General features: G+C 56.8%; 9 protein-coding genes and 1 tRNA gene. 4 read left to right on the plus strand and 6 right to left on the minus strand.

What is annotated here, in order from left to right; all coding sequences use genetic code 11:
• Nucleotides 1-197: 197 nt before the first annotated feature.
• Complete coding sequence (locus ACQ66M_RS15410; RefSeq protein WP_430404904.1) at nt 198-1,265, minus strand: esterase-like activity of phytase family protein; 1,068 nt, start codon at nt 1,263-1,265, stop codon at nt 198-200.
• A 142-nt stretch (nt 1,266-1,407) separates the two neighbouring features.
• On the opposite strand from ACQ66M_RS15410, the gene ACQ66M_RS15415 reads away from it, so the two are divergent.
• Complete coding sequence (locus ACQ66M_RS15415; RefSeq protein WP_350171962.1) at nt 1,408-1,887, plus strand: winged helix-turn-helix transcriptional regulator; 480 nt, start codon at nt 1,408-1,410, stop codon at nt 1,885-1,887.
• A 153-nt stretch (nt 1,888-2,040) separates the two neighbouring features.
• Nucleotides 2,041-2,115, plus strand: a tRNA-Gly gene (locus ACQ66M_RS15420).
• A gap of 169 nt (nt 2,116-2,284) precedes the next feature.
• On the opposite strand, the gene ACQ66M_RS15425 is transcribed toward ACQ66M_RS15420, so the two are convergent.
• Nucleotides 2,285-3,949 (minus strand): GMC family oxidoreductase, encoded by a 1,665-nt coding sequence (locus tag ACQ66M_RS15425; RefSeq protein ID WP_430404906.1) that lies wholly within the window; start codon nt 3,947-3,949, stop codon nt 2,285-2,287.
• 105 nt (nt 3,950-4,054) lie between these two features.
• On the opposite strand from ACQ66M_RS15425, the gene ACQ66M_RS15430 reads away from it, so the two are divergent.
• Complete coding sequence (locus ACQ66M_RS15430; RefSeq protein ID WP_430404908.1) at nt 4,055-5,005, plus strand: aldo/keto reductase; 951 nt, start codon at nt 4,055-4,057, stop codon at nt 5,003-5,005.
• An 18-nt stretch (nt 5,006-5,023) separates the two neighbouring features.
• Here ACQ66M_RS15430 and ACQ66M_RS15435 read toward each other — a convergent pair whose 3' ends face one another.
• Genes ACQ66M_RS15435 through ACQ66M_RS15445 form a run of 3 tightly spaced genes read right to left on the minus strand, consistent with a single transcriptional unit; the run spans nt 5,024 to nt 8,662 of the window.
• Nucleotides 5,024-6,625, minus strand: coding sequence for a glycosyltransferase family 39 protein (locus ACQ66M_RS15435; protein WP_430404910.1), 1,602 nt, complete (start codon nt 6,623-6,625; stop codon nt 5,024-5,026).
• A gap of 16 nt (nt 6,626-6,641) precedes the next feature.
• Complete coding sequence (locus ACQ66M_RS15440) at nt 6,642-7,499, minus strand: sulfotransferase family protein (RefSeq protein ID WP_350171970.1); 858 nt, start codon at nt 7,497-7,499, stop codon at nt 6,642-6,644.
• A gap of 5 nt (nt 7,500-7,504) precedes the next feature.
• Complete coding sequence (locus tag ACQ66M_RS15445) at nt 7,505-8,662, minus strand: glycosyltransferase (protein ID WP_430404912.1); 1,158 nt, start codon at nt 8,660-8,662, stop codon at nt 7,505-7,507.
• Nucleotides 8,663-9,204: 542 nt separating this feature from the next.
• Here ACQ66M_RS15445 and ACQ66M_RS15450 point away from each other — a divergent pair.
• Nucleotides 9,205-10,347: a glycosyltransferase family 2 protein gene (locus ACQ66M_RS15450; protein WP_430404914.1), complete on the plus strand. Its 1,143-nt coding sequence runs from the start codon at nt 9,205-9,207 to the stop codon at nt 10,345-10,347.
• 5 nt (nt 10,348-10,352) lie between these two features.
• Here ACQ66M_RS15450 and ACQ66M_RS15455 read toward each other — a convergent pair whose 3' ends face one another.
• Nucleotides 10,353-11,570 (minus strand): acyltransferase family protein, encoded by a 1,218-nt coding sequence (locus ACQ66M_RS15455; RefSeq protein WP_430404916.1) that lies wholly within the window; start codon nt 11,568-11,570, stop codon nt 10,353-10,355.
• Nucleotides 11,571-11,580 lie beyond the last annotated feature (10 nt).

Here is an 11,580-nt window from a genome sequence, read left to right on the forward strand (position 1 = left end):
CGCAGACGTCGCTGGGCATATTCACTCCCGTCAACCTAGAGACTAGGTGGGCGCCGGGTGAGCCCGGACCAGGGTCCGAACCAGAATGCCAGCTCCCTGACGATGAGTAAGGTCGCCGGAGATCAGTCCCATTGCGGGCGCCGCAGCCCTTGTGCATCGTCAGATGTAGGCGTCATCCGCCAGGATTGTAAGTGTGATTATTCCGTACGGGAGTCGACATCAAAGGCGTAAAGTAGCGTTTGCTGGCGGTCGGAGAAATTATTGTCGGAAATCAGCCAGATGCGCATCGTGTCCGCGTCGAGAATTTCTGCTGCGATGCCTTCAAAATTATCAACCGTCATCGGGCGCTTGAGTTCGATGTGCACATCCGACGTTGACCAGGTGACAATGTTGCGGTTGCCCCGGATCGGATCGTAGCTGCGGTACAGGGTCACCGTCACCGGCTGTCCGGTGGTGTCCGTGGTTTCGTCGAAGCCGACCAGCGAGTAGCCTCTCGGGTTCGCTGCTCTGTCTCCTGTCAGGACACCCTCGCCGGTTGCGAGAACCGTGCCCACGGGTGACGCGCCGCTTCCGAAACTTTCCAGTCCGAACCTGATCGTGCCGTCGGCCAGGATCGAAAGGGCTTCCGCGCCCTGGTTATCATCGATCGCTCTGCCAGAGACATCGTATGGCAGATGCGCAACCTGCGCAGCCCTGGCAGCAGCGCCGCAATTTGCGAGATCGAATGCCTCGACCCGGTGATTGTGCTCGAAACTGACGAGTGCCAGCCCGTCGCGTAATGCCAGACCTTCGGCGTCTCCATCCGATTTTCCTGACAATTGTGTTCCGTCCGGCCCGAGCATGTAGGCCAGTTTGCCTGTCCCGTCGGGCTGATCGTCTGACAGGCCGATCCAGACAAAAGCGCCGATATCCGAGACGGTGAGAAGGTCACCATCGGGCAGCGTCTCAATACCTGACAATCCGCCAAAATTGACATTGGTGGATGTCAGGTGCCACCCACCGACGAACAGTACGGAATCAGGCAGGAGAGGACTTGCGCCGGAGTCATTCAGATCAATCGGGTCGACGGCAAATGCCATGGCAGTCGGTTCGATCACTGCTGAACCGGCCGGGCAGGAAGCGACACGAAGGGATCGAGCGGCTGTATCAAAGCTCCACAGAGCGGTGTCGCTGATCGGCTGGCGGACAGGCGTCCCGGCCGGGTCTGGTGCCGTGCAGGCAACCATTCCCATCACTAGCGCAGTGGCAAAGGCCAAATGTTTCATGCAAAGCCCTGTCTTGAGTGCGCCGGAATGTGCCCTGCCTTTCCCATCAGATGCAGTCATTTGCAAGGCAGCTGTCGGGAAAATCGCGCATCGACCACCGCACCTCTGGATTTCGAAAGCGAACCCATACAAGAGAGTCAGAATGACCCAGATTCCTCTCGCCCGTCGGTCTCCGATTCCACCGGACACGTGTAACCTTGCCAGCGCCATCGAAGTGGTGGGCGACAGGTGGACGCTGCTGATCCTGCGGGCGGCGCTATATGGTGTGCGCCGGTTCGATGATTTCCAGGCTGAGCTCAAATGCCCGCGTACAGTCCTGTCGGGCCGATTGAAGTCGCTGGTTGATTCCGGACTGCTGGTGAAGCGGCCCTATAAGGCGCCAGGCAAGCGGGCCCGGCCGGAATATCTGCTGTCCGCCATGGGATTGTCGCTGCGCCCCATCCTGATTGGCTTGACGCAATGGGGCGATGCCTGGCTGTCCGAGGGCGAAACGCCCCCGATCAGTTTCACCAAGGCGGGAACGAAAAGCGCGATTCGCGCGGCCTTTGTTGATGGCGAGGGACGCGAAGTACGACCGGACCAGATTCGCACGGTTATCCGGGGCAGATCCGGGCTTGAATAGCAGCATTTGGCCTGCAGTGCCGGAAGATCCGTGCATGGCGGTTGAAAGCCGGGCAAATTGTGCAGCAGGGCGGAACTAAGCGCTTGCAAACACCCGCATGATGCGCTTAATCACGCCTTCTCGGCAGGGTTGCTGCCGGGCACAATTCAGGATGCGGGCGTAGCTCAGTGGTAGAGCACAACCTTGCCAAGGTTGGGGTCGAGAGTTCGAATCTCTTCGCCCGCTCCAGAATAAAATATGAAAACAGGGTGTTGTGTCGCGTCTAACTCGGACGCCACGAGGTATTATTTATAAGAAGATCACCATATAAGGCCAGTCCCTCGAGGGGGGCAGAAGCATTAGATCGCCGGATTACTGATGTACGGGGAATGGTCGTGAATATTGCTGTCAAGAGCCGTCAGGCGATGATCTCGCCCATGGTGGTGGTTGATAGAGTGCCGCCGTTTTCAGTTACAGCATGGTGGCAAGCCCGCGCGGTCAGTGCAAGCACAGTCAGTGTTGGGTTCTGAAACCCTTGCGAAGGAAATGAGGCTGCATCAGTGACGTAGAGTCCGGGCATGTCCCAGCATTGGTTGAAGGGATCAAGGACGCCGTCTTCAGGTGTCGCTCCCATACGGGCAGTGCCACATTCATGTGCCGAAGTGCCCGGAATGGCGGGACCATCAGGCTGCAAGGTCAGCTTCACATCACAGAGCGCAGCAAGTTCTCGCAATGCCGTGCTCATCATTTCCGCCATTGTATTGTCGCGTGTACTGAGTCCCGCATCGAAAATCAGGCTTGGAATACCCCAGGCATCCTTTCTCGTGGGATGAAGACGGATATGATTACTCGCATCAGGAAGCATCTCACCAAAGCCAACTGCAGTGAACCACGAGCGCCCGTTGTCACCCGGCGTCTGGTAGAGCTGCACACCAAAGCCGCGATCGCCGAGGCTGGCAGTACCCATCGCCCTGTCGAAACGCGGAAGGAAGCTACAGCGCCCATCCGGTGGGGTAGCGGTCTCGGCGGGAAGTGCCGGCCCCAGCCCTTCTGCCTTTACCAACACATGATCCATCAGGTAGCGACCGAGTGCGTCACTTCGCGCGCCGATGCCTTCCGGCGAGCGGGATGTCTGGCTGAGCATAAGGATACGCGCCGATTCGATTGGCGAAGCGCAGCAAAAGACGAGTGGCGCCTTTGCTTCAAGACGGTCACCCGTTTCCCGGTCATGCCACGCAACGCCCGCGGCGCACCCATTGGAGTCCGACAGTATCTCATGGACGATCGCGCCGCGCCGCGCATGGATATGATGTGATGATTCCAGGGCTGCTAAGTGATTGACGGGTGGTGCAAAGCGACCACTCAGAACGGGGGCGCCAGGCCAACGGTCTTCAATCTTTTGTTTCAGTTCCCTCTCAGCCCGTGTCGGCTGCAGGAGGGCCGCAAACTTGCTGTCAGGCACGTCTGCGTTACCATCTGGATTGCCTGAAAGACCGAGTAGGGATTCAACATAAGTATACCAGGAATCCATTTCTTCAGCCGGGAAGGGCCATGCTGGGGACAGGCCGTCCTGAGGTGCGAATTCACGCTCAGAAAAGCGACAGTACTGGCGACCGTGCCCGGGGATCACAACGCGCCCACCGGCGTTGCGTGTCCGAATCCAGCTATAGTCCCGCCCGTTGGCCGTATCGTAGGGATTGTCGAGATCATCGACGAAGGCGGATGGATCACGCTCCCAGGCGTAACAAGAGGACTGGATGGGTTGGCGACGACGTCCGAGCAATTTGAGAACCTGCCGGCCCTTGTAGATGATTCTTGGGTTGAGAAAGCGCAGCGCCCGAGGATCGGCTAGACGCGCAATTGCCTCAGCCGTAGCCTGACGCACAGGCTCGGTTATAAAGGGAGCGCGCCAACCGGCATCGAGAATCAGGACCTCAAGTCCTGCGTCATGTAGCGTGCGCGCTGCCAGGCTTCCTGCAGCTCCGGCACCAATGACAATGGCGTCGAAGCCGTCAGGCCGTCCAAGTGTTTCTTGTGTGGTGCGCGCTGAGATAGCCACGAGACTATTGTGAGGACTTCTCATTCGCTACGCATCTCCCTGGCATCGCAATTGCTCAACGAAGTATAACATGCGCCGTTTATGCCATATTGTCGCAATGTTCATACATCTTCTTGGAAGGAGCCCTGCGTGAATACGAACAGCGACATGCCACGTTGCAGAATCGGCTTTGGTACAGGGCATTTAGGTTCCAGTATAGAACGCGCAGAGGCCGTCAACCTCGTCCGTTGCGCGCTTGATGCGGGCCTGACCCATATCGACACTGCGCGTCTGTACGGCGATGGAAGGGCCGAAGCCATCGTTGGCGAGGCCATAGCCGACCGTCGACCCGAAATCTTCCTGGTAAGCAAGGGGGGTATCCTGCCAGCCCATAACGGGTGGCCAAGGCGGATCCTCAACAAGGCCCTGTCTACAGGCCGCAGACTGGCCGGTGATACGTTATTGCCTGCGCCGCGATGGAACGAACCCCGTTTTGGTCTATTCGACGTTTCAGATTTGCGGGCAAGCCTGGAAACGTCGCTGGAAAAACTGGGCACGGACTATCTGGACCTGTTTCTCCTTCATGAAGTCGAGGCTTCTCACTTGTCGTCCGGACGCGTCATACAGGCGCTCCAGGATTGGGTGAAGGAGGGCGTGATACGGTCTTATGGCATTGCGTCTACACCGCTGCAGTCGCGCGATCTCCTGGCATCAGGTGAAGCATTTTCATTTGTCCAGACTGCGGCATCTGTTTTTGACTGCAACGCGAATGAGTTCGTGGGGGGTGAACACAAGACGATTACCCATTCATGGCTCGGTCCCGCACTCGCTCGCTTCCGGCGCGCGTTCGAGATGGACCAGGATCTCGCGACCATGGCCGGAGGCGAGCTGTCCATCGATGTTCGCCATTCATCCCAATTGGCTGCATACCTGTTGCGTCATGCGCTTGCCAGCAACCCTGAAGGTACGGTTCTGTTTTCAACACGCAGTCCTGAGCGGATCAGAGAAATGGTTCGAACTGCCGATGGCGGCGCGCTTTCACCGGACGAACATGGCCGGTTGATGAGAGTTGTAGCCCGCGTTGCGGACGTATCGGACTAGGTGGCTATTGGCTTTGCATCATCGCCTGTAGACGGTGATCCGGGTTTGCGGGTTTTCAAGGATGACGAAATCAGCGGCATTGCCTGTTATGAGGGTCTCCTGGCCTTCTTGGAATCCAAGCGCTTTAAGTTCTGTATCAATGAGCGCCTCCCGGCCGGGGTCGCAGAAAGCACGAATGAAAAGCACCTCATTGTCATTAGACAGAGCGGCTTTCATCCCGCCCTCAATCAGCCAGCCACCCCCAAGCGCGGCGTCAATCTCATGGGCTTCTGCAATCCTGAGTTTTGACATGCTCATCTTTGCGGCCTGCCAGTATTCGGGTCCTTTGTAGTCGATAACTGCGCCGTCGCGATAATAGAGCGTGCGTCCATCAGGGCGGTTCTCCCACGCAGCCGCTGCCTGGAAATGCACACATGTGAGAGCCGGCGCATCGCCAACGCCCTGTTCGGACGCATAGGCATAGGCCCCGGGATAATCTTCCAGCTTGATATGATATTTCAGCTCCGTCACCGTCGAACCAAAACTTGCCAGGGCTAGGCATCCGGCAACGATACTTGCCATGAGTATGGGTTTCAGACGCGATAGCGCATAGCCAACGCCGATCGTTATCCCGATGAGGCCCGGCAGGAATATCCTGTTGATAAGAAGGGGTTGGCGCAGGTGCATGATGAGCATTGCGGCTGGATATAAGAGGATCAGGCCCAGAAGGATGAAGGCAAGCTCTCTGCGACCGTTGATCAAGGCGATCGGAACAGCGAGTATGGAAAGGCCATAATAAATAGCTTCGAATGGCAAGCTGAACCTATCCAGGCCGGGAAAGCCCGTGGCATTGCGGAAGAACCACACACTGTCAGTAATGCTGTTATCGCCGATGATGCCGGGAAACGTGCCCGATGCGCTCGGCAGGGCAACCAGCCATGGTAGCGTGATTACAAACAAGATCAGGTTTCGCACGAACCAGTCGCGTGCAAACCGGTGGCGTGCGTCACCATACAGACCAGCGGCCAGGCTGGCGAAACCGATCATGCCCATGGCGATGAGGCCAATCGCGTGGCTGTAGATGGCAATTGAACCACCAAGCACGTAAAGTGCAGCATACATAGGCGGGCTGCATAGGCGCGGTCTCACATGGCCGATTGCTCCCCATACCGCCAGGATCAGACCGAAAATCAGATACGCATACATCCGCGCATCCTGACTGTAATAAATGTGACAGGTCGCGACAGCGAACAGCAAGCCGGTAAAGATGGCGGCTCGTGCTGACGCAACGTCGCGTGTGGCGAGCAAAATGGCTGCAACAGATAGTGAGCCAAACACGGCGACAGGCACTCGCGCATGGGCCGGGTCGGGGTTAATTGAATGCCATAGCTTCTGGATCATCCAGGTCAGGTTAGGGTGGTTGTCGATATTGCCCCACATGATCGTACCGAAATCAAGCCGCGCAAAGGCCAGCGTCACGGCCTCATCCATCCAGATCGGCGCGCCGCCCAGGTCCCAGAACCTCAATATGGTACCAAGCAAAGTGATCGCGCCGAACCATATCCACCAATGCGAAACCGGTGTTTCCTCCTTGATGAGAAAACGTTGCGCGCGTTTTTCGAATTCTGCGATAAGCCCCATCCGTCAGGTCCCCAAGTCAGCGTCTAGCCAGGTCGTCTTTACCGTAGCCAAGTGTCTCCATCATCGTGTCGAACGCAACAGGCAGTTCCGCTCGTTGGGACTCCGACAGGTTCTTGTGGCCAAGTCCGATCGAAGCCGGCGTTATCGGGCGGGTCACTGCGGCATGGTGCCCATGACGCCCGACATCGCCGAGTCTCTCTGGAACACGCGTCAGATAGTCTGGTTCAAAAACGAGATCAGCCCATTTGAAGATGTTGCGAAAGACGTCTTCGGGCTCACGCACCAGGTCTTCGTAGGTCACTGTCATGGGCGGAATGCGAGCTTTCTTCAAATGCTTCAGGCATGACGCATTGGCATCGATCCAGCGCTGCCCGGAATCGTGAATGTCGCGCATGCCGGCCTCTACTTGCGAGGCAACGACATCTAGGCCATCACGTTTCAGGTAGAGGTAGTATGCGTCCGGATACGCCCTGACAATTTCTTTAAGATATGTTGTATTCCATGGTGTCTTGTCACCCCAGCGCGCCGTGGTGAAGTGATGCGCGTTCGCCATGAAGGCGTATAGCTTGTTGTAAAAATTATGGATTGTTTGCTGCTCTTTGGGGGCGTCCTCAAGCATCGAGGCAAGAGGGCTGAAACTGTCGATTTCCATGTCATCACGATGAGGGTGACGATCGAAATAGGCGCAGGCAAGCCATACTTTTTCCCGCCAGCTGACGTTACGCCATTTAGGCCAACGGGAAAGGATCTCTCCGAACACGTAGGTTTCCGGGGGAATGTAGATCTGTCCTGAGGCCATCAGCACGCGCCGTGTAAGCGTATTGCCGGAGCGAGGCGCGCCGATGATGAACAATGGTTGGCGTTGTGGAGACATGGGTTTCATTGTTTCCTGGCTTGGTGGCTTCGGCGATGGAAGCCCGTCCATTTGCGTGCAGCAGTAAAAGGGGAGGCGGCTATTGGGCCGCGTCGGGAGGTCGTGCCGGGGTCGCGGGTCAGGGCCTCAAATCTTGCTGGTATGAACTCTGCCGCATAGTTTTTAATACACCATTCACGGGCTTGCCGTGTGGCCTGACGCGCGCCGTGCAGGTCATTGCGGATTGCATTCAGGACCTGGGCGACTTCACTCGGTTCGCAATACAGCGCATGGTCGCCAAAAGTCCTTTTCAGTTCAGGCTGCAGCACGCAACGCGCACCCATCAGCATGGCCTCTGCTACGGTCCGCCCGAAGGTTTCGATCCACCTGGAGCTGTGGAAGTATGAAAACACATCTAGGCTGTCGAGAAAGTCAGGGACTGGCTCGGCATTGAATGGCAGGATGTCCCAATTGGTTGTTTCGACTCCCAGGGCTTCGAAAAAGTCCTTATCTGCCCCCATTGTTCGTATTCGGGTAAGGGCCCCAGCGGGCAAACTGGCGGCAATATCTGTCCTGTCATCACCCCATTTGTCAGTGTGGGGACGGCCGTGGCGGCCAACCACAAGGTGTGGAATGGTCAGCTTTTCGCGCTTCGGGGTCCAGTCACCAACCTGGAACGTGTTCGGCCAGTCTTCATGTGTCAGACGCAACAGCGGTGAAAAGCTGCGGAGCTGGGCGCGACAAATCCCGGAAATGGGTGCCCAGGTTGGGAGAGTGCCGAATTGATTTCGGATCTGGCGCTGAATCAGAAAGGGATCGTATTCGAGTGCGCCGTCACCCTTGAAAGGCGCCTGGTGACAAACAATGACTGTATTGTCGGCTATCACCTGGATTGGATTGTCTACACCCCTTTGAAAAGGTTGCGGATGATGAAAAAAAGCAATGCGGGCTCTCGTGGTTCTGTCGCATGGAACGCGTTGAACCCCGGACAGATCCAACAAGGCCGCCAGTCTCGGATTGATGGTTTCGTGAGGCAGGAAAAAGTCATGCCCGGTCACAAAGTGCAGGCCCACTGCCAAGCCGGCTGCTTCCAGCGCGCGAACATCTGTTTCCACGGCCGTTGCCGTGCCGCCCATGAATCGTGGATCGACAAGGATCAAGGCGTCGTACTGTGTTGATGCCATGGCCCTGTTCCGAGTGTCCAGAATAAAGAAAACTACCGTGAAAGCCTAGCAAAACCCGTGCCTGCCGCAAGCTGTATTGCCTATTGGACGGGCGCTTCGCACTAGCTAGGCGAGCGCAGTTACACACCTTGTCGAAAAGGCTCCGCAAATCGATGGGCAGATTCGCCAGTCTGGGACTCAAAGTCGGCTGAACCAGGGTTGCAATCGCCAACGATAATAGCTCGAAAGACAGAAATTGCGGTATAGCTATGCCAGTATGACCAAACTGCTCCGGAGCGGTAATCCGTGCCAAACTGGATAGCGCAATCATGAATTGAAGGCGTTTCTTGAGCAGGGTTAACCAATTCTGGGTCCTGCGCGCCAAGTCTGTCAATCTTGGTGTTGCCATACGCTATCTTGTTATCGAAGCAGCCATCGGGACTTATGGTCGATCGCACTTAAGTCGTTCGGTGAACGACTTTGCATGACTCTTGCAGGTTTTACAGGATGTGGTGTGCCATGTAAGGCACAGGAGTGGGCATCGACCGAATGGGGAGAATTGTATGGCAGGTCGCGTAAGTGTCATTCTGCCCACCTATAACCGGGCGGGCCTGATCGCTGAGACGTTGGACTCCCTGATGGTTCAAACGCGCCCTGCGCATCAGATCATAGTCATCGATGACGGATCGACCGACGGCACGGGAGACATTGTCCAGCGCTACAGAGAAAAGGTTACCTATTTAAGGAAAGTGAATGGTGGCAAGGCAAGTGCCCTGAATGTCGCGATGAACGAGATAGTCGGCGATTACCTCTGGATTTGTGATGATGATGATTTGCTGGAGCCGGATGCCTGCGAGCGGTTGGCAGGCAAGCTTGATTCTGACCCCGGGCTGGGGTTCGCAGCCGGTCGTCACGATGATTTTGTCGTGGATCATGAAACCGGTGAACACTTGCACAAATCGCCAGGCTACTGGCTGCCGTCACGACCTGCAGAGATATTTCCCGACTTGCTGGACGGCTGTCATATATTTCAACCCGGCATGATCGTCCGCAACTCGGTGTATGAGGCAGTCGGTGGGTTCAATCCAGCGCTGACCCGTGCGCAGGATTATGACATGATGCTGCGCATCGCACGTATTGCGCGCGGCCATCTTTTTTCGGAACGCGTCTATTTGCATCGTGAGCATTCCGGCGCACGTGGCTCTGCCGCAGAGCGATTTTCCACCGAGCAGATCAATGCCAAATGGATAAAGTTTCATCGCATGATCTTTGAACCATTAATGGGCGAACTGGAAGATGAAGAATTGCTCGCGCCTGAGGACTGGCTCAGGCCCGAGGTTGCACCGGTGAGTGACCGGGTCGCGAAATTGAGGCGCGCTCGTATATATGCACGTCACATGATGTGGCCTGAGGCGCTTGAGGCGCTCAGCGATGCCAGCGAGCTGCATGTGCATACCCCGCTCAGCCATTTTGAGCGGGATCTGGTCTTGGGGGCGACAATCTACAATTTCGGGTGTGCGCCGATGTATGACGATCCCGCCTATCGTGCAGAGGTTATGGGGCTAAAAGGCAAGTCACCAATCGGGCGCAGCCTGGCGGGTTTGCTCGGCCGGTCATTGCATTGGCGCATCAGGGATGCTGCGCGCAGCGGAAAGCTGGGGCTGGCTGCGAAATTGACGGGATTTGTGGCCCAGAGCCGCATTTAAGGGCTTCAATTCCTGTTCCCGGGCATGCGGAATATCCGGAACCGAGCCTGTAGTCTCTCTGCGCCAGAAAGTGTGTGCCCAAGAATAAAGCGCTTGCCCGGGATTTCGGCGAAGCGATGCAGCAGCAAGGCTGTTGCGATCACGATGATGACGGCCAGCGCAACCGATATCCAGGGAGGGATGCCCGCGCTGTTGAGCCAGTACATGTAGACCATCCCCGGCCGCTCGTGAAACAGGTATAGTGGATAGGATGCGAGCCCCACCGCGATGAAAGGCGGCCATGTCAATGGCTTCAAAAGTACGCTTCCGGTCAGGAAGAGGACGAACGGCAGGCCAACCATGAGAAGCATGATGATCTGACGGGCAGCAGATTCCGATATTCCGGTTACGCCTGGTGCCAGACTGATTATCGGACCAACCAGCACGGAGAGACCTGCAATGGTGGCGAGCAGGAGCAGGGCCGGATGTGCGCCCAGATCGCGCCACTTCCAGCTCACCAATCCGAGTGTAAACCATGCGAGCATGTCAGGCTGCACCAGCATGGCGAGTGGCCATAGTCCGCCAGGTAGCCCGCCCATCGCTTGCTGCAGGACGTCGACGCCAAAAGAGAGCGCTTGTAGTGCGGCCCAGACCCAGAGAAACAAGCTCCGTGGGCTGAGCCAGAAGGCGATTGCAATAAGCGCGTAAAAGCGCACTTCGCTCCACAGTGTCCAGTATACACCTTCCACCCAGCGTGGCATGTCCGATTGCTGGATGCCAAACAGGCTGGCTGTCATGTCTGGCGGGATGAAGACAATTGATGAGAGATATTCTACTGGCGTGACCTGCCAACGCGTCACATTCTCGTACAGATTTCCAACGCCCGAAACATTGATGATCAATGTCGATAGCGTGGCGCAGACCAGCATGGCCGGCCAAAGCCGCGCAGCACGTTTCACGATGAAGTCAAGCAGTCCCGTTGCGCGCTCCAGTGTCATCATGATCACGAAACCGGAGATAAGAAAAAACAGGTGCACGCCGACCTCGCCGGCCAGCTGCAATGGCAAGAATGTGGCCAGGTCGTCGCCATGCGCATAAAGCGTGGGTGTGAATTGCGGTTCTGCCCAACGAGCAAAGAAATGATAGGCAACAACCATCAGCGCCGCGAGGCCCCGCATGCCATCCAGAACTTCCAACCGCTGATCGGATGCGGTCTTGATGCGTATCACGGGCGTTGCGGTCATTCCGGCCTTG

It is taken from the genome of Hyphomonas sp., from assembly GCF_965284475.1.
In the GTDB taxonomy this organism is placed as follows: domain Bacteria; phylum Pseudomonadota; class Alphaproteobacteria; order Caulobacterales; family Hyphomonadaceae; genus Hyphomonas.